The organism is Streptomyces sp. NPDC042346 (genome assembly GCF_055581845.1).
Map to the genome: position 1 here is coordinate 392,460 of NZ_JBVJEH010000005.1, position 18,344 is coordinate 410,803.

Here is an 18,344-nt window from a genome sequence, read left to right on the forward strand (position 1 = left end):
TACGCCGCGGGGCGGACGGCGAGGCTGGGGGCATGACGAATCACCGCACCATGCGCGCCATCAGCCAGGACGTCCACGGCACCCCCGAGGTGCTCCAGGAGGTCGAGGTCCCGCGGCCCGAGCCGGGCCTGAACCAGATCCTCGTCGCCGTCCGCGCGGCCGGCGTCAATCCCACCGACTGGAAGCACCGCTCCACGGGGCTGTTCCTCGACCGTCTGCCGCTCGTCCTCGGCTGGGACGTCTCCGGGGTCGTGGAGGCCGTCGGCTACGGCGTGACCGTGTTCAAGCCGGGCGACGAGGTCTTCGGGATGCTGCCCTACCCGAACGGTGTCGGCTCGCACGCCGAGTACGTGACGGGCCCCGCCCGCGCCTTCGCGCACAAGCCGGCTGACGTCGACCACGTCCAGGCCGGAGCCCTCCCGCTCGCCGCCCTCACCGCGTACCAGGCGATCGTCGACACCGCCCAGGTCGGCCCGGGGCAGCGGGTCCTCGTCCACGCGGCCGCCGGCGGAGTAGGCCACCTCGCCGTCCAGATCGCCAAGTCCCGCGGCGCCTACGTCATCGGCACCGCGAGCGCCGCCAAGCACGACTTCGTCCGCTCCCTCGGCGCCGACGAGGTGATCGACTACCGCTCGGTCGACTTCGCCGAGGTCGTCGCCGACGTCGACATGGTCCTCGACACCGTCTCCGGTGACACCCGCGTACGCTCCCTCGGCGTCCTGCGCCCCGGCGGCATCCTCGTATCGCTCCTCCCGGGCACCGACCCGGACGAGCCGGCGAAGGCCGCGGCGCGGGGAGTGCGCGTGGAGACCCTCCTCGTGGAGGCCGACCACGCCGGCATGAACGCCGTCGCCGACCTCGCCGGGTCCGGCGCCCTGCGCGCCCACGTCGAGGCCGTCTTCCCGCTCGCCGAAGCCGCCAAGGCCCACGCCCTCGGCGAGACCGACCGCACCACGGGCAAGATCGTCCTGGTCGTGGAGGGTCGGTCCGACAGGGAGGCCGCCGGGGAGCCCGCCGGGGAGCCCGCCGGGGTCTGAACCACCCGTGGTGCCTACCCCCGCGACGCCGGAAGGGCCGGCCCGGCGCACAGTGCGCCGGGCCGGCCCTTCCGGTGAGCGGTGAGCGTCAGTCCGTGCCCATCTCCATCGCCGCGCGGTCCAGCATCTCGTCGTCGCCGGAGACCTCGCCGCGGGAGGCGATCGCCTCGGCGCCGCCCTCCGGCAGCTCCGTCAGGGTGCCGATCAGACCGGTCGCGGCCGCCTGGGCGGCACCGATGGCCGGGCTGCCCGTACCGATCAGGCCGAGCGTGGCGTACTGCTCCAGCTTGGCGCGGGAGTCGGCGATGTCGAGGTTCCGCATGGTGAGCTGACCGATCCGGTCCACCGGGCCGAACGCCGAGTCCTCGGTGCGCTCCATGGAGAGCTTGTCCGGGTGGTAGCTGAAGGCCGGGCCCGTCGTGTCGAGGATCGAGTAGTCCTCGCCGCGCCGCAGCCGCAGGGTCACCTCGCCGGTGACGGCCGCGCCGACCCAGCGCTGGAGCGACTCGCGGACCATCAGGGCCTGCGGGTCCAGCCAGCGGCCTTCGTACATGAGGCGGCCGAGGCGCCGGCCCTCGTTGTGGTACTGGGCGAGGGTGTCCTCGTTGTGGATCGCGTTGACGAGCCGCTCGTAGGCCGCGTGGAGCAGGGCCATGCCGGGCGCCTCGTAGATGCCGCGGCTCTTGGCCTCGATGATCCGGTTCTCGATCTGGTCCGACATGCCCATGCCGTGGCGGCCGCCGATGGCGTTGGCCTCCATCACCAGGTCGACGGCGGAGGAGAACTCCTTGCCGTTGATGGTCACGGGGCGGCCCTGGTCGAAGCCGATCGTGACGTCCTCGGTGGCGATCTCGACCGAGGGGTCCCAGAAGCGGACGCCCATGATGGGCTCCACCGTCTCGACACCGGTGTTCAGGTGCTCCAGGGTCTTCGCCTCGTGCGTGGCGCCCCAGATGTTGGCGTCGGTGGAGTACGCCTTCTCCGTGCTGTCCCGGTAGGGGAGGTCGTGGGCGACGAGCCACTCCGACATCTCCTTGCGGCCGCCGAGCTCGGTCACGAAGTCCGCGTCGAGCCACGGCTTGTAGATCCGCAGGTGCGGGTTGGCCAGCAGGCCGTACCGGTAGAACCGCTCGATGTCGTTGCCCTTGAACGTCGAGCCGTCGCCCCAGATCTGGACGTCGTCCTCGAGCATGGCCCGGACCAGCAGGGTGCCGGTGACGGCGCGGCCGAGCGGCGTGGTGTTGAAGTAGGCGCGGCCGCCCGAGCGGATGTGGAACGCTCCGCAGGTGAGCGCGGCCAGGCCTTCCTCGACCAGCGCGGCGCGGCAGTCGACCAGGCGGGCGATCTCGGCGCCGTACGCCTTCGCGCGGCCGGGCACCGAGGCGATGTCGGGCTCGTCGTACTGGCCGATGTCGGCGGTGTAGGTGCACGGGACGGCGCCCTTGTCGCGCATCCACGCGACCGCGACCGAGGTGTCGAGGCCGCCCGAGAAGGCGATGCCGACGCGCTCGCCGGCGGGAAGGGAGGTGAGGACCTTAGACATAGGAAGAGTATGCATCATCCTGCATGGTCATGCAACGTGGGTCCGTGCAGAGATCTCCACCGGGTGGGCTTACCCCTGGTACGGTCCCTCACCAGCCGAAGCTCCGCCCGGGAGAGCGCGTCGGCGTCCGGGACGGGGTGGAGAGAGTGCGGCGAACGAGCGGAGTGCTGACCGAGGAGCTCGCCGAGGCGATACGGGGGACCGCCGAGGACATCGCGGCGGTCCTGCGCCCGCCCCGGGGCGACGGCGCCGGGCAGCACGCCGGCCTGCCGGTTCCCCGCTCCACCTGGACGGTCGGCGAGGCCGCCGCCCACCTGGCCCAGGCGAACGCCCTCATGGCCGACCTCGCCGCCGGACACGAGCGCCCCTACGGCGACGGCACCCCCGGCAGCCTGGCCGAGGCCAACGAACGCGCCCTCGCCGGGTTCGCGGAGCGCGACCCCGCCCCCCTCGCCGACATGATCGCGGCGCAGGCCGAGGTCTTCCTCGCCGCCGTCGAGCAGCGCGACCCGGCGGAGGTGCTCACCACCCCGCTCGGCACGATGAGCCCGGCCGTCCTCGGCTCGTACCTGCTGACCCACATGCTCGGCCACGGTTACGACCTGGCCCTCGCCCTGGGCCGCCCCCACATGCTCGACGCCCGGCGGGTCGTCCTCACCCTCCCCTTCATGCTCGCCGCGATGCCGAAGGTGGCCGACCCGGCCGCCGTCGCCGGTCTGACCGCGCGCTTCGCGGTACGGCTCCGGGGTGGCCCGGCGTTCGGCGTCACGATCACGGACGGCGCGGTCCGGGTCGACCACGAACCGCCGGCCCGCCCGGACTGCACGGTCCTCACCGAGCCCGTCGCCTTCCTCCTGCTCGCCCTGGGGCGGGTCGACCCGTGGCCCGTGATCGCCCGGGGCAAGGCGCTCGGCTGGGGCCGCAAGCCCTGGCTCGCGCCCCGCTTCCCCCGCCTCTTCCGCGCGCCCTGAGGCGCCGGGCGTCGCCCCGGCCCCCGCGCGCGGAGGCCCGGGCCGGTGGATGCTGGTAGTAGCCATGCGCGAGGAGGCAGACCATGACACGCACCCAGGAGTGGACGGTCGGCCTGGAACTGGTCGAGGAGAGCGGCAGGACGGACGCCGAGGCGCGGCTGACCACCGGCACCTCGACCATCACGGGCCACGGCACCGCCCGCTGCAACCCGTCGGACGTGGACGTCCCGGCGATCGGCGACGAGCTCGCCGCGAGCCGGGCGATGAAGGACCTGGCCGGCAAGCTCATGCGGGAGGCCAACCGGGAGATGGAGGCGGTGGGCGCGGGGACCGTACCCCGGCACACCGGTCCCGGATACGGCTGGCCGGAGGCGGTCTCCTGATCTCCCGCTCCTGATCTCCCTCTACCGGTCTCCCTCTCCTGACGGAGCCGCCACCCGCGCCCCGGGGGCTCCGCAGGAGGGCCGCGGGCGGCTTGGTGGTGGCCCCTACGAGCCGCTGTCCCTGTCCCCGTCCGCGTCCCCGTCGCTGTCCCCGTCCCCGTACACGAGCCGGTCCGCGACCTCGACGACTCCGTCCACGGTCTCGCACAGCCGGACGAGGATCGGTGCGACGTCGGGGTCCGCCAGGGTGCCGCTGAGCGTCACCACGCCCTCGTCGACGTCGATGTGCACGGCGGCGGGGGAGAGGCGCAGGATGCGGACGACGACGTCCTCGCGGATCTCCTCCTGGATCGACCGGTCCCGCCGCAGGAACAGCTGGAGGAGGTCGCTCCGGCTCAGGACGCCGATGAGCCGGCCGTCCGAGTCCACCACCGGCAGCCGCTTCACGCGGTGCCGCTCCATCAGCCGGGCCGCCTCGACCGCCGTCCAGGACGGACGGGCCGTCACGACCGGGCTCGACATCATGGCCTCGGCCGTGCTCGGGCCGTCCTTCGCGGTGTGCCGCCGCAGCAGGTCCGCCTCGGAGACGACGCCCACGGGCCGGTTGTCGTCGTCGACGACGGGGACCGCGGTGATGCCGTACTCGTCGAGGAGCCGCGCGATCTCCTTGAATGACGTCCCCCGCTGCACCGCGACCGCGGCCGGCGTCATCAGGTCCGCGACACTGCGGTTCCTCATCGTCCGTTCCGTCCCTTCTGTGTTCCGGACTCCATGATCCCGCACCGGGCGTAGTCCTGGCGTGAGGGGTCGGGGGGCGGGGGTTCGACGGGGGTTCGGTCGAGGTCTGCCGGGGGCTTGCGGGTATGTCATGTACATGGTTACTTCGGGTAAGTCGCGGTTCCGAGAAGGAAGAAGGACCCCCTCATGCCCTCCCCCCGCCCCTACCGTCGCCGCCGCTTCGGCGGCGCCCTCGCCCTGGCCCTCGCCCTCCTCGCGACGGCCGGCGCCACCGGAACGGCCGCCCCGGCCGCCCTGGCCGATCCGTCGATGCCGTCGGACGGTGCCTCCGGCGGGCTGCGCGAGGTGATGTTCGTCGGCAACAACTGGGACGGCACGGCCGACGTCATCGAGTCCCGGGGCGACCTCCGCCGCGTCGGGCGCGTGAACGTCGTCCCCGACCGCGAGGAGCGGCTGCGGGAGATCTACCTCAACCCCGTGAAGCTCGCCTTCTTCCTCGGCGTCCGCAGCGGGCCCGGGGAGGGGCACGACCAGCTCGTCGACGACATGTACGCGACCCCCGACGGCGCGTCCATGGTCGTCTCCCGCCCCAGCTTCGCCGACGTCGTCTCCCTCGACCTGCGCACCGGCCGGATCAACTGGCGCTTCCCCGTGGCCGGTTACCGCGCCGACCACATGGCCGTCTCGCCCGACGGCACCCGCGTCGCCGTCTCCGCCTCCACGGCGAACACCGTGCACGTCCTCGACATCGCCACCGGCCGTCAGCTCGGCTCGTTCGCGACCGGCGACAAGCCGCACGAGAACGTCTTCACCTCCGACGGCCGGCTGTGGAACATGTCGATCGGCGAGGTCACCACCGCCCTCGACGCGCCCTGGCTCGACTGGACCAAGGGCGACCGCCGGATCACCGTCGTCGACGCCCGCACCTTCGAGACCGTACGGGTGATCGACATGCGCACCCGCCTCGACGCCTTCGGGCGCGACGACCTCTCCGACGCCGTGCGGCCGCTCGTCTTCACCCCGGACGAGAAGAAGCTGTACTTCCAGGTCTCGTTCCTCAGCGGGTTCCTGGAGTACGACATCGCCACCGACCGGATCACCCGGGCCAAGTACCTCCCGGGCAGCCCGTCGACCGACCCCGACCGCACGAAGTGGGTCAACGACTCGCGCCACCACGGCCTTTCGATCAGCCCCGACGGAAGCAAGCTCTGTGTCGCCGGCACGATGGACGACTACGCCACCGTCGTCGACCGCGCGAGCCTCCAGCAGGGCCCGCTCGTCGAGGTGTCCAAGCCCTACTGGGCGACCGTCAGCGGCGACGGACGGTCCTGCGTCGTCTCCGAGAGCGGCGCCGACCGGGTGACGGCGATCGACTTCGCCACCGGCCGGAAGGTGGCCACCGTCGATGTCGGTGACCACCCCCAGCGTGTCCGGCTCGCCCGCGTGCCCGCCGACTGGACGGGCCCCGCGGGGAGTTGAGCCGAGGTACTGACGATCGTCAGGACCTGTGCACCGCGACCTCGTGGAGCGAGTAGCCCCACTGGGTCGCGCGTCGCACCCCCTGGATCCGTACGTACCGCGCGGACGTCGACGCGAACTCCGCGTTGTCGTAGCCGCCGTCACCGGCGTTCGTGCTCCACGCCGTCCGCCAGTCCGTGCCGTTCTCCGACACGTCGATGCGGTACTCCCGCGCGTAGGCGCGCTCCCAGTCCAAGGTGACCTTGCCCACGCGGTGCACGGACCCGAGGTCCAGCTGGAGCCACTGGCCGTCCGACCAGTCGCTGGCCCAGCGCGTGTCCACGTCGCCGTCGACGGCGCGGCCCGGCGCGTAGCTCGTGAACGGGTGCCACTCCGAGGAGCTCGCCGAAGTCGCCGCGCCCGTAGCGAGGTTGACGCCCGGCTCGTGCTTCTCGGTCGCCTTCCACGTCGTCAGGTACGACTCCGCGCCGCCGGACAGCTCGTCCACGACGCCCTGGCCGCCGCTGAGCCGGATCTGCTCGATCCAGTCCGGGACCATGCCGTTGTGCGCGGCGCCGTCGGTGTTGAGGTCCCAGGTCCGCTCGCCCGTGACCTGACGGTCGATCACCGCTCCGCCGTCGGCGCTGCGGAAGGGGTACTTCACGGCGTTCGGGGCGTCCGCGCCGACCGGACCCGGCCAGCCGCCGACACCGTTCATGTCCGTGCCGTAGCCGAGGCCGACCCCGTACTTCTTCCGGAGCTCAGCCTTCTGCCCCGCCTCGCCGATGAAGCCCTCCGCGCCGTGCATGTACTGGGCGACGAAGCCGCCGAGGCGGTAGAGCCGATCGGTCCAGTCCAGGTCCATCCAGCTGTGGGTGGACAGGACGCCCGGGTACTCCTCGGACTCCAGGATGTCGAGCGCCCGGCCGGCGGCCTTGACGCTCATGTGGTCGAGCTCCAGCATCATGCCGCGGTCGATCATGCCCCGCAGGGCGTGCTCGCCGAGTCGGCTGAGACCCCGGGTGTTGCACTTGGCGTCCGAGGCGTACGACGGCACGCTCACCCCGGCCGGCAGCTTCGAGGCCATCACCGGCGCGGCGGCCAGACCGATCGGGTTGTCGTGCTGCGGGCCCGCGCACCGCTCCGTGGCCCAGAAGGTGCCGGTGGACAGGAACTGGCCGATGTTGACGGCCGTGCCGATCGCGCCCTGGTCGAACCGCACGCCGCACAGCGCGTTGTCGAACTTGTGGCACAGGAACATGCTGCGCACGCCGAGGCCGTACAGCTCGTCGAGACCGCGGTCGATGTCGGCCTTGTCGCACTGGGCGACGTCGAGGATCTGCTTGCAGCCGAACGGTTCCGACGTCTCGACGCCGAGGACCACCGCGAGCTTGCCCTGCTCGACCACCGAGCGGGCCTGGGCGGAGCTGGTGACGATCCGGAACCAGCCCTTTCCGGGGCCTCCGTACATGCCGTCGACGTAGTCCTGGAGCTCGTACGTCTTCCTGGCCTGGAGGCGGATCGACTCCATCTCGTCACAGCCGCGGTCCCGGGGCAGGATCGAGCAGATCAGACCGTTCGTCACCAGGTCGTTGACGAGCACGCGCTGCCCGCCGCGCCAGGCGCGCTCGACCCAGGCGTAGTAGTTCTGCTGGTGCGTCAGGGAGTTGTGGGCGGGCCAGTCCTTGAACGTGGGCCAGCCGACCGGGTCGTGAGTGCCGTCCGCACCGCCGGTGATGTTCTCGAACAGCGCGCCCCTGCCGTCCGGGTAGTGCTCGGGACAGTCCTTGAGCGCGTCGGCGGCGCCCGCCGCGGAGAACGTCTGACCGCAGATGAGCCGGCCGCCGAAGCCCTCGTTGGACATGAGGTGGTTGTGCGCGTCGACGAAGCCGCGCACCTTCCCCTGGGCGTCGGTGCCGCTGAACGGCGCTCCGGTGACGTTGATCCCGGAGTCCGGGGCGGGCCGGGAGGTCGGCTCCCACCACGCGCCGGTCGCGGCTCCGGCGGCGGCCGCGGGGACCGGACCAGAGCCGAACAGGAGGGCGGCGAGGGCGAGGAACAGGGCGAAGAAGGCGGATCTGCCGCCGGTCCTTCGCTGTGAGGGTCGAGTCATGGTCGGCGAGGCCTCCGGTCGGATGGGGGTGTGCCGGGCGCCCCGAGAATCGCGGTGTCTCGCCAGTGAGTCAAGAGTCCGGGACAAACGACCTGTTGGCGAAGTGACCGACGAGTAGACCGACCGGTAGGCTGTCACCCCTCGATCAGCACCGCCAGCTGATCGGCCGTCATGTCCAGGTGCCCGTCCGCCACTTGCTCGTCCCCCAGCACCAGGAACTGGAGCGTGAGCCCGTCGATCGCCGCCGCCAGATACCGCGCGAGCACCTCCACCGGCACCCGCGGCTCCACACCGAGCACGGCCCGCACCTGGTCGAGCAGGGCCGCCGCAGACGCCACGTACTGCCCGTACTGGGCACGCGCCAGATGCTCGAACCCCGGCTCCCGCAGCGCGTACTGGGTGAGGTCGTACGTCAGCATGTGCTCACCGGGGTGCGCCGTGACGTGGTCCCAGTACGTCTGCAGCCCCGCCCGCACGGTCTCGCGGATCGTGGCCCTCGGCTCGACCGCCGACTTCACCCGGGCGACGTAGTTGCCGGTGATCGTCTCGATCGCGGCTTCGAGCAGCGCCTGCTTCGAGTCGAAGCAGTAGTGGAAGACGCTCAGCGAGACACCCGCCTCGGCGCAGATCGACCGCGTGGTCGTCCGCGCGACACCGTCCCTGGTCATCGCCCTGATCGCCGCCTCGACGAGCTGCGTACGTCGTTCGGCCGACGGCATCCGCGCCATGGTTCCTCCTCGCGTCCGGCGACAGGGTAGCCGGAGCCGTTCGGCCGGTACCGGTGGCCATAATGAGACGCCCCCCGTTCTCTCTCCCCCCCCGAAGAGCGCACCTGTGATCGACAGCACCACCCCACTCCGCGAACCCCGGCAGGCCGAGATACGCGCCGAACGGCGACGGATCGTCGGCTCGGTCCACGCCCATCGCCGACTCCTCGCGGCGCGGCGACCGTTCGAGGTCGCCGACCAGCGGCGGCTCCACCGAGAGGCCAGGGAACGGGACCGCGCCGCGGCACGCCTGGGCAAGGCCCTGCACCGCATTCAGGAGAAGCGGGTCAGGAAGGAGCGGTCGCTCACGAGCGAGCTCGACGGCCTGGACGGGAAGCGGGCCGGCCGCGAACGGCGGGCGCTCGCCGTGCTGCGGCGCGAGTCGATCGAACGGTCGCTGCGCGGGACGTCCTTGAGCGCGAGCCAGGTGAACGGCATCGGCAGGGGTCTTGTCCGTGACCTCGCCGCGCAGGGGATCAGAACGGCCGCCGACTTCCGGCGCGTCAGCTGGGGCAAGGCGCCCAACGGCCGCGGCGGCGAGGTGCTGTACATCCACCGCACGGAGGGCCGCAAGGTCCACATCAACGGCATCGGGGAACACCGCGGCCGCCCGCTCATGGAGTGGCGGAAGGCGGCCGTCGCCCGGGCGGAGGCCCGTGCTCCGCACGAGCTGCCGGCGGACGAGCGGCACCGCATCGAGGAGATCATCGAGAACGAGCGGATCCGGCTCCAGGGAGAGCTGGCCGAGGTTCCCCGAACCGCAGAGGCCGCCGGAGCCGAAGCCGAACAGCTCCACGCGGAGCGCCTGGTGACGCTGTCCGCCGCCGAGACGACGTCCCAGGAAGAGGCCGAGCGGCGCAGGGCCGAGTTCGACGAGATGGCGGAGCGACTGCTCGTTCTGCAGGCGGAGCTGGCCGCCCATGTCGACCTCTACGGCGATCTGGGGCTGCGGGACCGCCGGGCGCGCTCCCGCGCCCTCCGCCCCGTACCGGCCGCGCCGCGACCGATTCCGGCCCCGCGCTCCCCGGAGTCGACGGTGTCCTCGGAAAAGGAAACGAAGGGGACGAGGGAAACGAAGGGGACGAGGGAGACGGAGGCAACGGAGGAGACGGAGGCAACGGGTCTCCCGGTCGCTCCGGTCGCTCCGTTCACTCCGGGTGTTCCGGGCGTTGCGGGCGTTGCGGGTCTGCGCGCGGGCCTCGGCTGGCTCGTGCCGGTGGCGCTCTTCGCCATGACCACGGTCCTGGGTGCGGGAGAGACCGACACCACCCCGCTGTGGTGGAGCGTCACGGCCCGGCTGGTGTCCCTCGCCGTGGCCGCGGACCTGCTGCGCCTCTGGATCCCGCGCAGGAACTGGCGGACGGCCGGGCCCATGCCCGCCGGGACCGGGCTCCTGGCCTCGGGCGCGTTCGTGGGGCTCGCCGCCGTGAGCATGTTCACCGACCCGCTGAACGCGACCGGCGGCGCCCCCTGGGCCCTGGCCGCGGTGTCGGCGGCCCTGCTCCTGGGAGGCGCCGTCCGTCGTGCCGGCGGGCAGGCGGTCGACTGACCGGGCGTCAGCCCCGGTCCAGGTCCAGGACCTCGCGGAGCGCCGCCACCGCGTGCGCGCGGTGCTCGTCGAGCCATCGCACGGCGGCGTCCTCGTCGCCGTGGAGCAGCGCCGAGAGCACGGCGCGGTGCTCGTGGACGGCCTGCTCGCGGTGCGGGGTCTCCGTGTAGTAGAGCGAGCGGTACGCGTCGGTGGAGTCCCACAGGGTCGCGATGAGACGGACGAGCCGCGGCATCCCCGACGCCTCGATCAGGGTGAAGTGGAAACGCCGGTTCGCCGCCGCCATCCCCGGGACGTCGCCGTCCTCGGCCGCCCGCTCCACCTCGCGCTGGATGCCTTCGAGCGCGTCGACCGTGCCGTCCGGCATGCGCCGCACGGCCTTGCGCACCGCCTCCGTCTCCAGGAGCTCCCGGATGCGGTAGATCTCCTCCAGGTCGGCGAGCGAGAGCTCCGCGACGAAGTACCCCCGGTGTATGTGGTGCACGACCAGGCCCTCGGCCTCCAGGGCCTGGAGCGCCTCGCGGAGCGGCACGCGGCTCACGTCGAGCCGCGCCGCGAGCGCGTCCTGGCGGATCTGGTCGCCGGGCCGGAGCTCCCCGCTGGTGATGGCGCGCCGCAGTTCCTCCAGGACGAACTGCTGGGCGGTCTGCGGCCGCCGTCTCTGCACCGCGCTGCTCATCGCCTGTGACCTTCCGTTCCTCACGTCGCCCACCTGCGGCTTCCGCCGCCGGTGACGACCATCTTCCTATGGATCAGGGGGTGCGCGCGGGCCGTCCCAGCGCGGTGAGCAGCCCGTCGGTGTGCTCGCCCAGGCGCGGGGGAGCGCTGCGGTACGAGGGAGGGGTGGCGCCGAGCCGGATCGGGTTGACGACCTGACCGGGGCCGGCCGCCGATTCGGGGACCTGCGGGGCGAGCCCCAGCCGGTCGGCGAGGTCGAAGGCGGCGGCCAGGTCGTTGATGGGGCCGCAGGGCACCCCGGCGGCGGTGAGCTCCTCGAACCAGCTGTCGGCCGTACGCGTGCCGAGCGGCCCCGACAGCGTCGCCACCAGCTCCTCGCGGTGGGCGACCCGGGCCGTGTTGGTCGCGAAACGCGGGTCCTCCGCCAGCTCCCGCCGCCCGAGCCGCTCGCACAGCGTGCGGAACTGCCGGTCGGTGCCGACCGCGAGGACCAGCGGCCGGTCCTGGGCCTCGAAGACCTCGTACGGCGCGATGCTCGGGTGCCTGTTGCCCATCGCGCGCGGGACGACCCCCGCCCCGAGATGGGCGGCGGCCTGGTTGGTGAGCGCGGAGAGGAGCGAGGTGAGCAGCGAGACCTCGACGCGCTGGCCCTCGCCGGTGCGCTCGCGGTGCCGGAGCGCGGCGAGGATCCCGAGGCCCGCGTGGAGGCCGGTGATGACGTCGACGAGGGCGACCCCCGCCTTGGTCCCCGGTCCTTCCGGTTCGCCCGTCACGCTCATCAGGCCGCCCATGGCCTGCACGAGCAGGTCGTAGCCCGGCAGCCGGGCCCCTTCGGCGGTGCCGAAGCCGGTCACCGAGCAGTAGACGAGCCCGGGATTGCCGGCGCGTACGTCCTCGTATCCGAGGCCCAGCTTCTCCATCGTGCCGGGCCGGAAGTTCTCCACCAGGACGTCCGCTCGGTCGACGATCGCGCGCGCCGTCGCCAGGTCTTCGGGGTCCGTCAGGTCGAGCGCGACAGAGCGCTTGTTCCGGTTCACCCCGAGGAAGTACGTGGCCTCGCCGTCGGCGAACGGCGGCCCCCACGCGCGCGTGTCGTCCCCGGAGCCAGGCCGCTCGATCTTGATGACGTCCGCGCCCAGGTCGGCGAGGAGCATCGTCATGTACGGCCCCGCGAGCACCCGGCCGAAGTCGGCGACGACGATCCCGGTCAGGGCGCCGACCGTGGACGTGTCCGGGGTGCCCTCTTGGTCTGCGCGCATTCCGCTTCTCCCTCGCCGGCGATGCCGGCCGTCGGATCCCGCCGGATGACCGAGACGGTACGGCTTCACGATCGGATTTTCCATACTGGATCCAATATCCGATAGGGCGCTAGGCTGCGGCTCGCCGAGATGCACAGCGCCCGTCGTCAGCTGTCAGCCGTCAGTTGCCCGTCACAGGAGGCCGTCCGTGAAGTCGCCGTCCACCCCCGTCCACCCCTTCGACCTGCTCGCCGTCGACGGACTGCTCACCGACGAGGAGCGCGAGATCCGCCGGACCGTGCGCGCCGTCGCCGACCGCGAACTGCGGCCGCACGTCGCCGGCTGGTTCGAGAAGGGCGAGATCCCGGCCCGCGAGCTCGCCCGTACCCTCGGCGGCATCGGCGTGCTCGGCATGCACCTGGAGGGGTACGGCTGCGCCGGCACCAACTCCGTCGCGTACGGCCTCGCCTGCCTCGAGCTGGAGGCCGTCGACTCCGGACTGCGCTCCCTCGTCTCCGTCCAGGGCTCACTCGCCATGTACGCGATCTGGAAGTACGGCTCCGAGGAGCAGAAGCAGCGCTGGCTGCCGAAGATGGCCGCCGGCGAGTACATCGGCTGCTTCGGCCTCACCGAGCCCGACGCGGGCTCCGACCCCGGCGCCATGCGCACCCACGCCAAGCGCGACGGCTCCGACTGGATCCTCAACGGCACCAAGATGTGGATCACCAACGGCTCCGTGGCCGACGTCGCCGTCGTCTGGGCCCGGACCGAGGACGGCGTCCGCGGCTTCCTCGTCCCGGCCGGCACCCCCGGGTTCAGCGCCCCCGAGATCAAGATGAAGCTGTCCCTGCGGGCGAGCGTCACCAGCGAACTGGTCCTGGAGGACGTACGCCTCCCGGCCGACGCCATGCTCCCCGAGGCCCGCGGCCTCTCCGGCCCGCTCGGCTGTCTCAACGAGGCCCGCTTCGGCATCGTCTTCGGCGCCCTCGGCGCCGCCCGCGACTGCCTGGAGACGGCCATCTCCTACGCCCGCGACCGGACCGTCTTCGCGCGCCCGCTCGCCTCCTACCAGCTGACCCAGCAGAAGCTCGCCGACATGGCCGTCGAGCTCGGCAAGGGCATGCTGCTCGCCCTCCACCTCGGCCGCCTCAAGGACGCGGGCGCGATCACCGCCGAGCAGATCAGCGTGGGCAAGCTGAACAACGTGCGGGAGGCGATCGCGATCGCCCGCGAGTGCCGCACGATCCTCGGCGCCAACGGCATCACGCTGGAGTACCCGGTGCTGCGCCACGCCAACAACCTGGAGTCGGTGCTCACCTACGAGGGCACGAGCGAGGTCCACTCCCTGGTCATCGGCAAGGCGCTCACCGGCGAGCAGGCCTTCCGCTGAGACCTTCCGCCGAGGCCTTCGGGCGACCGGGCGGCGGCGGTGGTCAGGCCGCCGTCACCCGGGCGACGAAGGCGTCGAGGTTGGCCGTCGTCCGGGCGATCCGCTCGTCGACGGTGATCGACTCCTCGTGGCGCCCCGCGCGCAGCTTCGGCTGCCGCTTGCCCCGGATGTAGAGCGAGCAGGCGAGGTCGGCGCAGAGGTAGATGCCGACCGTGTTCCCCTCGCGGCCGCGGCTCCCCGCGAGGGGCGCCACGAGCAGGGTGACGCCCGAGGAGGCGTGCCCGGTCAGACAGACCTGGCACATGCTCGACTTCACGGCGCTGGTCCGGCCGGCGGCCGGGACCCGCAGGGTCACCCCGAGCGGCCCGTCCTCGCGGGGGACGACCAGGTGTGCGCGCAGCGGCGCGCCCGGGTCGATCCAGCCGAGGAAGTCCAGGTCCTTCCAGGGGAGTTCGGCGAAGTCGAGCGGCAGCTTGAGTCGTGCCGCCTCACCCTTCGTACAGTTCACGAAGGACGAGCGGATCTCTTTGTCGGTCAGTGGGTCCACTCGTTGGACCGTACACGGACCACCGGTCGCGGGCACCCGAATATGCGCCGGCCAAGGCCAGCCCAAGCCCAAGACCAAGCCCGCTTCTCCGGCGGCCTCAGGCCACCCAGTCCGGCAGAGCCGGGTCGGCGAAGCTCCCCGGAGCGCCGTCGAGGGCCGCCGCGAGCCGCTCGGCCACCGGCTCGTACACGTCCTCCGGCAGCGTGTAGGGGATCCGCAGCCGGTGCTCGTGCGTGCCCGGGTCCACCCCGAACCGGGCGCCGCCCTCCACCCGCACCCCGTGCCGCAGGGCGCGGGCCGCGACGGAGGAGGCCGCCGGGCGGCCCAGGTCGATCCACAGGCACATCCCGCCGGGCGGCACGGTCCAGCGCCACTCGGGCACGTGCCGGGCCAGCGCCGTCGTCAGCGCCTCCCGGCGCCGCCGCAGCTCCTCCAGGCGCCGCGGCAGGATCGTGTCGAGCCGGTCGAGGAGGGCGACCGCGACCAGCTGGTCCAGGACGGACCCCGACAGGTCGGCGGTGATCCGGACCCGGGCCAGCTCGGTCACGACCCGGGACGAGGTCCGCACCCAGCCGACCCGCAGCCCGCCCCAGCAGCTCTTGCTCAGCGAACCGACGGAGACGACCTGCTCGCCGTCGCCCCCGCCGGCCGCCGCCGCGAAGGGCAGCGGGGCGGGCACGTCCAGGGCGATGTCGGCGAGCGTCTCGTCCGCCACGAGCCACGTCCCGGTGATGCGCGCGGCCCGCGCCAGCTCCCGGCGCTGCTCCTGCGGCATCAGGTGCCCGGTCGGATTGTGGAAGTCGGGGATCAGATAGGCCAGCCGCGGCGCGGTCTGCCGCAGGGCGGCGTCGACGAGGCCGGTGTCCCAGCCGGTCTCGGTCACCGGCACGGGAGTGATGCGGAGCATGCGGCCGCGCATCGCGTCGAGGGCGTTCGTGTACGAGGGGTTCTCGGCGAGCACCCGGTCGCCCGGCCGGCCGAGCAGCGTCAGGACCAGTGACAGCGCCTGCTGCGCGCCCGTGGTGACGAGGATCTGCTCGGGCCGGGTCGGCAGGCCACGGGCGGTGTACCGCTCCGCGATCGCCGCGCGCAGCACGGGCAGCCCGTACGGGTGGTAGCCCTGCGAGCCGGCGTACCGGGGGAGTTCGGCGGCGGCCGACGCCAGCGCCGCGGTGAGCTCGTCCGGGGCCTGCGGCGCGGCCAGGGCGAGGTCGATGGTGGACCCGGCGTCGTCCTGGAAGGCGCCCAGCGGGGCCGGCGCCTGACCGTCCGGCAACGCGGTCCACGTGCCGGCGCCGCGGCGGCTGTGCGCGTAACCGCTCTCCCGCAGCAGGTCGTACGCCCCGGTCACGGTCGTCCGGCTCACCGCGAGCACCGTCGCGAGCTCGCGCTCGGCCGGCAGGCGCAGACGCAGCGCCACCCGCCCGTCGAGCAGGGCCTCGCGGACCGCCCGCGCGAGCTCCCGGTAGCCGAACCGGCCCTCGGCGGGCGGGGTGAGAAGCGACGCCAGCTGGCGGCCCGTCAGGGTCCGGTCCGCTGTGTGGACCACGCGGGCCACGGCCATGCCAATCACTCCTTATTGGCTCTGCTGTCCAGGCCAATAAGAGTACAGAGTTCTGTCCAGTGGCCTGGTGGCCATCACCCCACGGGAAAGGAGACGACCGATGTCCGGACACTTCACCGACCGCGACGAACGGATGTGGCAGCTGCGCGCCGAGGAGCGCAAGGCCCGGCCCCTGGCGATCGGAGCCTGGCTCCGTGGCCTGCGCGCGGCGATACGGGGTGACGCTTCGTGAGCGATGCGGGGGACGAGAGGGGCATGGCGGGCGAGGGGACCGTGCGACGTGTCGTCGTCGGCGTGAGCGGCTCCCTCGCCTCGCTCGCGGCCCTGCGGTACGCGACGGCCCTCGCCCGCCGCGAGTCCGTACCGCTGCTCGCGGTGCTCGCCTGGCAGCCGCCGGAAGGCGAGGGGCTGTACGCCCGGAGGCCCGACCGGGACTGGGCGCGCCACTGGGGCGAGGACGCCCGGAACCGTCTGCGAAGTGCCTTCTCCGACGCCCTCGGGGCCACTCCCGCGGACCTCGCGGTGGAGCGGCGGATCGTCAGGGACGCCCCCGCCGCCGCCCTCCGCACGGCGGCCGACCGCCCCGGCGACCTCCTCGTCGTCGGCGCCACGCCGCGCAGGGGCCGCCTCGCGGGGCTGCGCCGCCGCCCGGTCCTGCGTGCGGTCCAGGGCCGCACGGCCTGCCCGGTGCTGACCGTGCCGGGGCCGGTGCTGCGCCCGGGGGAGGCCCGCGTCCTGCGCAGGAACGCGCGTACCTCCGTACCGGAAGGATCTGGGACGGAGGCACGCGCGGACGGGGACCGACGGGCCGAGGAGTCGGCCGAGGGGTCAGGCGACGGGCACGGCACCCGGACCGGGCGCCGGGACTGAGGGGCCGGGGGAGAGCAGCGACGCCGACTGGTCCGCCGACGTGGTCGCCGCCGACTCCGTGACCTCGCTGGCCGGCCCGGACTGCGGAGCGGGCGACTCGGCGGGCGGCGACGACTCCGGCGACGACTCCGGCGGCGACTCCGGCGGCGACGAATCGGTCGACGGAGACTCGGGCGGCGACGACTCGGAGGACGGACTCGTCGAATCGGTCGGCGAGGACGTCGACTCCGACGGCGTCAGCGTCGAGGGGCACGGCGACGGCGTGACCCCGTCGCTGGGGGTCGGGGTCTCCGTGCCCGTCACCGTCACGCACGGCACCGGCGAGGACGACGACTCCGACGGGGACGTGGAGGCCGAGGTGGACGCCGACGTGGAGTGCGACGGCGGCGGAGGCGGCGGCGGGGTGGGCTTGTCCTGCTTGCCGGTGTCGCCGTGCTGCCGCGCGAACCAGCCGTCGTCCTCGGAGTCGTACACGACGAAGACGTTCACGACCGTCACGGACGGGGCCACGACGACGACCTGGGACGAGTTGTACCCCTGCCACGGCGTGCCCGTCGTCCGCGGTGCCTTCTGCGCCACCGGGCCGGTCAGCGGATTGCCGCACGCGCAGCGGACCCGCGGCACGCCGTGGCCGTCGACCAGGACCGCGGTCCCGCTCTGGAGGACCGACTGGTACGTGGTCGCGGAGCCGCTTCGGAAGCCGTGGTTCGTCACCCGGGTGTCGACCCGGAGCTGAAGCGGGGTCAGCGAGCGGAGATAGCCCGGGACCTGGTTCGCCTCGATGCCCAGGACCGAGGCGAAGGCCGCGTTCTTCGCCGGCTCGGCGGAGAGGAAGCGCACCTGCTGCTCGACGTCGCAGCTCGCGACCGACTGCGTCCCGCCGTAGAGGCCGGGCGTCGAGCCCGACACCCGCGGCGTGGCGGCCGAGGCCGACGCGGTACGGGGTGGCAGGGAAGCCGGCGAGGCGGAACCGGTGCCGGTGCGGGCCGTCGACCGGGTGAACGGGTCGGGGCCGGTCGCCGCGGCGTTCTGGAGGAAGACCTCGCCGCCGCCGGATCCGCCCGTGTCGCTCTTGTCGTCGGGCTGGTTGGTCAGGACGACGGCCAGGGCCGCGCCCGCCACGAGCACGGCGGTGACCGACGCGACCTTCGGGACGGACCGCCACCACGGGCGGCCGCCGCCCTTGCCGGAGCCGCCGCCGGCCGGACCTCCACCGGACGCGTCGCCTCCGCCGGACGAGTCACCGCCGCCGGAGCCGCCGCCGGGACCGCCCCCGGAACTGTCTCCGGGACCGCCCCCGGAGCCGCCGCCCGAACCGCCGCCGTAGGCGCCGCCCGAGGGCGGTCCGGGCGGTGGCGGGGGACCGACGGAGCCCGGCCGGGCGCCCGGCCCCGAGAGGGGCCCGGAGGGCGGGCCTGACGGCGGGACCGACGGAGGGCCGGACGGAGGGCCTGACGGCGGGTGGGAAGTCACGTTGTTCCCTTTCTTCCGTTCCGCG

At 73.2% G+C, this 18,344-nt stretch carries 17 protein-coding genes; 8 read left to right on the forward strand and 9 right to left on the reverse strand.

Annotation, left to right across the window (positions count from 1 at the left end):
• Nucleotides 1-50 precede the first annotated feature (50 nt).
• On the forward strand, nt 51-1,037 hold the full coding sequence (locus ACZ6K0_RS23240; RefSeq protein WP_469230624.1) for an NADP-dependent oxidoreductase: 987 nt from the start codon (nt 51-53) through the stop codon (nt 1,035-1,037).
• An 88-nt stretch (nt 1,038-1,125) separates the two neighbouring features.
• Here ACZ6K0_RS23240 and argG read toward each other — a convergent pair whose 3' ends face one another.
• Nucleotides 1,126-2,580, reverse strand: coding sequence for an argininosuccinate synthase (argG, locus tag ACZ6K0_RS23245; RefSeq protein ID WP_376404431.1), 1,455 nt, complete (start codon nt 2,578-2,580; stop codon nt 1,126-1,128).
• Nucleotides 2,581-2,726: 146 nt separating this feature from the next.
• Between argG and ACZ6K0_RS23250 the strand changes: the two genes are divergently transcribed.
• Together ACZ6K0_RS23250 and ACZ6K0_RS23255 are read left to right on the forward strand one after the other, a co-directional pair.
• Entirely contained in the window at nt 2,727-3,551 is an 825-nt protein-coding gene (locus ACZ6K0_RS23250; RefSeq protein ID WP_469230085.1) for a maleylpyruvate isomerase family mycothiol-dependent enzyme, read from the forward strand.
• Nucleotides 3,552-3,634: 83 nt separating this feature from the next.
• Nucleotides 3,635-3,934: a DUF1876 domain-containing protein gene (locus tag ACZ6K0_RS23255; RefSeq protein ID WP_376404427.1), complete on the forward strand. Its 300-nt coding sequence runs from the start codon at nt 3,635-3,637 to the stop codon at nt 3,932-3,934.
• A gap of 105 nt (nt 3,935-4,039) precedes the next feature.
• Here ACZ6K0_RS23255 and ACZ6K0_RS23260 read toward each other — a convergent pair whose 3' ends face one another.
• Nucleotides 4,040-4,672 carry a CBS domain-containing protein gene (locus ACZ6K0_RS23260; protein WP_469230087.1) on the reverse strand — a complete coding sequence of 211 codons (633 nt, stop codon included), beginning with the start codon at nt 4,670-4,672 and terminating at the stop codon, nt 4,040-4,042.
• A gap of 186 nt (nt 4,673-4,858) precedes the next feature.
• On the opposite strand from ACZ6K0_RS23260, the gene ACZ6K0_RS23265 reads away from it, so the two are divergent.
• Complete coding sequence (locus tag ACZ6K0_RS23265; RefSeq protein ID WP_469230089.1) at nt 4,859-6,151, forward strand: YncE family protein; 1,293 nt, start codon at nt 4,859-4,861, stop codon at nt 6,149-6,151.
• A 19-nt stretch (nt 6,152-6,170) separates the two neighbouring features.
• On the opposite strand, the gene ACZ6K0_RS23270 is transcribed toward ACZ6K0_RS23265, so the two are convergent.
• Nucleotides 6,171-8,243 (reverse strand): galactose-binding domain-containing protein, encoded by a 2,073-nt coding sequence (locus tag ACZ6K0_RS23270; RefSeq protein WP_469230091.1) that lies wholly within the window; start codon nt 8,241-8,243, stop codon nt 6,171-6,173.
• Between the two features lie 134 nt (nt 8,244-8,377).
• A complete protein-coding gene (locus ACZ6K0_RS23275) occupies nt 8,378-8,971 on the reverse strand; it encodes a TetR/AcrR family transcriptional regulator (RefSeq protein WP_376404419.1) in 594 nt (197 codons plus the stop codon).
• Nucleotides 8,972-9,077: 106 nt separating this feature from the next.
• On the opposite strand from ACZ6K0_RS23275, the gene ACZ6K0_RS23280 reads away from it, so the two are divergent.
• Nucleotides 9,078-10,559 carry a hypothetical protein gene (locus ACZ6K0_RS23280; RefSeq protein WP_469230093.1) on the forward strand — a complete coding sequence of 494 codons (1,482 nt, stop codon included), beginning with the start codon at nt 9,078-9,080 and terminating at the stop codon, nt 10,557-10,559.
• A gap of 7 nt (nt 10,560-10,566) precedes the next feature.
• Here the strand turns inward: ACZ6K0_RS23280 and ACZ6K0_RS23285 are convergent, their stop codons facing one another.
• Together ACZ6K0_RS23285 and ACZ6K0_RS23290 are read right to left on the reverse strand one after the other, a co-directional pair.
• A complete protein-coding gene (locus ACZ6K0_RS23285; protein ID WP_376404415.1) occupies nt 10,567-11,238 on the reverse strand; it encodes a GntR family transcriptional regulator in 672 nt (223 codons plus the stop codon).
• Between the two features lie 73 nt (nt 11,239-11,311).
• Nucleotides 11,312-12,496, reverse strand: coding sequence for a CaiB/BaiF CoA transferase family protein (locus tag ACZ6K0_RS23290; protein WP_469230095.1), 1,185 nt, complete (start codon nt 12,494-12,496; stop codon nt 11,312-11,314).
• Between the two features lie 187 nt (nt 12,497-12,683).
• On the opposite strand from ACZ6K0_RS23290, the gene ACZ6K0_RS23295 reads away from it, so the two are divergent.
• Complete coding sequence (locus ACZ6K0_RS23295) at nt 12,684-13,865, forward strand: acyl-CoA dehydrogenase family protein (RefSeq protein ID WP_376404411.1); 1,182 nt, start codon at nt 12,684-12,686, stop codon at nt 13,863-13,865.
• Between the two features lie 43 nt (nt 13,866-13,908).
• Here ACZ6K0_RS23295 and ACZ6K0_RS23300 read toward each other — a convergent pair whose 3' ends face one another.
• Together ACZ6K0_RS23300 and yczR are read right to left on the reverse strand one after the other, a co-directional pair.
• Nucleotides 13,909-14,412: an FBP domain-containing protein gene (locus ACZ6K0_RS23300; RefSeq protein WP_376404409.1), complete on the reverse strand. Its 504-nt coding sequence runs from the start codon at nt 14,410-14,412 to the stop codon at nt 13,909-13,911.
• A 97-nt stretch (nt 14,413-14,509) separates the two neighbouring features.
• Nucleotides 14,510-15,976, reverse strand: a complete 1,467-nt coding sequence (gene yczR / locus ACZ6K0_RS23305) for a MocR-like transcription factor YczR (RefSeq protein ID WP_469230098.1) — start codon at nt 15,974-15,976, stop codon at nt 14,510-14,512.
• A gap of 100 nt (nt 15,977-16,076) precedes the next feature.
• Here yczR and ACZ6K0_RS23310 point away from each other — a divergent pair, with 100 nt between their 5' ends.
• The gene (locus tag ACZ6K0_RS23310) at nt 16,077-16,208 is read left to right on the forward strand and encodes a hypothetical protein (protein ID WP_469230100.1); all 132 of its coding nucleotides are present in this window, start codon (nt 16,077-16,079) and stop codon (nt 16,206-16,208) included.
• Nucleotides 16,205-16,846: a universal stress protein gene (locus ACZ6K0_RS23315; protein ID WP_469230102.1), complete on the forward strand. Its 642-nt coding sequence runs from the start codon at nt 16,205-16,207 to the stop codon at nt 16,844-16,846. The genes ACZ6K0_RS23310 and ACZ6K0_RS23315 overlap by 4 nt, the downstream gene beginning before the upstream one ends.
• Here ACZ6K0_RS23315 and ACZ6K0_RS23320 read toward each other — a convergent pair.
• On the reverse strand, nt 16,805-18,319 hold the full coding sequence (locus ACZ6K0_RS23320) for a DUF6777 domain-containing protein (RefSeq protein WP_469230103.1): 1,515 nt from the start codon (nt 18,317-18,319) through the stop codon (nt 16,805-16,807). The genes ACZ6K0_RS23315 and ACZ6K0_RS23320 overlap by 42 nt on opposite strands.
• Nucleotides 18,320-18,344 lie beyond the last annotated feature (25 nt).

What these genes read in the sequence shown, in the direction of transcription:
- ACZ6K0_RS23240 (WP_469230624.1), top strand. Translation starts at nt 51, where the DNA reads ATGCGCGCCATCAGCCAGGACGTCCACGGCACCCCCGAGGTGCTCCAG.
- argG (WP_376404431.1), bottom strand. Translation starts at nt 2,580, where the DNA reads ATGTCTAAGGTCCTCACCTCCCTTCCCGCCGGCGAGCGCGTCGGCATC.
- ACZ6K0_RS23255 (WP_376404427.1), top strand. Translation starts at nt 3,635, where the DNA reads ATGACACGCACCCAGGAGTGGACGGTCGGCCTGGAACTGGTCGAGGAG.
- ACZ6K0_RS23260 (WP_469230087.1), bottom strand. Translation starts at nt 4,672, where the DNA reads ATGAGGAACCGCAGTGTCGCGGACCTGATGACGCCGGCCGCGGTCGCG.
- ACZ6K0_RS23265 (WP_469230089.1), top strand. Translation starts at nt 4,859, where the DNA reads ATGCCCTCCCCCCGCCCCTACCGTCGCCGCCGCTTCGGCGGCGCCCTC.
- ACZ6K0_RS23270 (WP_469230091.1), bottom strand. Translation starts at nt 8,243, where the DNA reads ATGACTCGACCCTCACAGCGAAGGACCGGCGGCAGATCCGCCTTCTTC.
- ACZ6K0_RS23275 (WP_376404419.1), bottom strand. Translation starts at nt 8,971, where the DNA reads ATGGCGCGGATGCCGTCGGCCGAACGACGTACGCAGCTCGTCGAGGCG.
- ACZ6K0_RS23285 (WP_376404415.1), bottom strand. Translation starts at nt 11,238, where the DNA reads ATGAGCAGCGCGGTGCAGAGACGGCGGCCGCAGACCGCCCAGCAGTTC.
- ACZ6K0_RS23290 (WP_469230095.1), bottom strand. Translation starts at nt 12,496, where the DNA reads ATGCGCGCAGACCAAGAGGGCACCCCGGACACGTCCACGGTCGGCGCC.
- yczR (WP_469230098.1), bottom strand. Translation starts at nt 15,976, where the DNA reads ATGGCCGTGGCCCGCGTGGTCCACACAGCGGACCGGACCCTGACGGGC.
- ACZ6K0_RS23310 (WP_469230100.1), top strand. Translation starts at nt 16,077, where the DNA reads ATGTCCGGACACTTCACCGACCGCGACGAACGGATGTGGCAGCTGCGC.